1 protein-coding gene is annotated in these 1,276 nt (G+C 33.6%); it reads right to left on the bottom strand.

What is annotated here, in order from left to right; translation table 11 throughout:
• Window positions 1-488 precede the first annotated feature (488 nt).
• The gene (locus Megvenef_RS09505; protein ID WP_322777672.1) at window positions 489-884 is read right to left on the bottom strand and encodes a dimethylarginine dimethylaminohydrolase family protein; all 396 of its coding nucleotides are present in this window, start codon (window positions 882-884) and stop codon (window positions 489-491) included.
• Window positions 885-1,276: the final 392 nt, after the last annotated feature.

The raw sequence follows: 1,276 nt of genomic DNA, 5'->3' as shown, positions 1-1,276 counted from the left end.
CAACAGAGATACCAACAATCTAGAATTCTTGAAGGAAATGCCACTATAATCAACTAAAGGGGATTCTTTTTATTTAGTCTTAGGAATAAAGAAGTTCAACGAGACAATATTTTACGCTGATTTTACACACACATTAGAGATGTCTACATTGAAATACTAGTCCACAATCTTAATCTCCTTTAGTCTTAACTCATCCGCTCTATTCTTCAGATCAATCAAGGCTTCTTTTATTTATAATTTATTCATTCAATAAACCATCATTTTCATGCAAAATACACTTCCCCCAGATTTCATAAATTCTGAAGTATCCACTTCTAACACAATGAAACCATGATGTTCTAACACACTCTTAGTCACCACTGTTCCCTTCTGGATTATTGCCACCTTTTATTGTGTTTTCTAGTCATAGATGCAATGAGCATTCAAAGCGAAAAACTTTTCAGCCTCCTCCAAAGGAATTTCGATAACATTCTTGAACCATCTGTTTATCAATTACAAATATACTTCTCCTTCAGAATGGCTAAATCTCTTTCTGTAAAAGCTTTTGGGTACAGCAAAACAGTTTCATCATCAATTGGAAGAAAGCATGTGTCAAGATGATAGAATCGTTCATCGATCAACTCCAAAGGTACAATATTCACATCCAGTTTTGATGACAATTCTTTATAAGCAGATTTATCGCTTCGATGACCGTAACCGCCAAATAATAGGTTTTTTCCAAAATGGTGTATAGTATCTCCCATTCCTTCAAAGAGTTCTGTTTCCTTCAATTCTAAAACTTTGTATCCTAATCTTTCATAAAAAGCCCTGAATGCAGGCACTTCCTTTTGACGACTTTCGTGTTTCATTTTGCTCATCACCACAATCTTTATATCACCAATCATCCAAGGAAAGGACTAATTGGCAGTGAACACCATATCTTCACACCCCTCTATAGGGTCAACCAAATACAAATTCTCGATGATTCCTTGCTCCTATAGCTTTCCATAGATATTGTAGAGGATCTCCCATTGTTGGAGTGCCAATTGCTTTTCAACTACATTTCCTTTCATATACACATTCTTTTCATCTAAAACTTCGAAATACTTAGGAGAACACATCATAACACTCCTAGGCTCTGCTCTAGATTTCACAATAGTTTTATTAACAGTATCCATTGTTACTCCTTGTATATACTGTGATTAATTTATTTTGTGATAAAATATATTATATGGAAACAATAGTAGTAAAATAATAATATCATCATAAATTAATCAAAGTTAGACTGTTTGTATAC

This window comes from Candidatus Megaera venefica (genome assembly GCF_034554655.1).
In the GTDB taxonomy this organism is placed as follows: Bacteria; Pseudomonadota; Alphaproteobacteria; order Rickettsiales; family Rickettsiaceae; genus Megaera_A; species Megaera_A venefica.
Note: the sequence above shows the minus strand (reverse complement) of the source record. Positions and strands in the feature narration are given on the sequence as shown.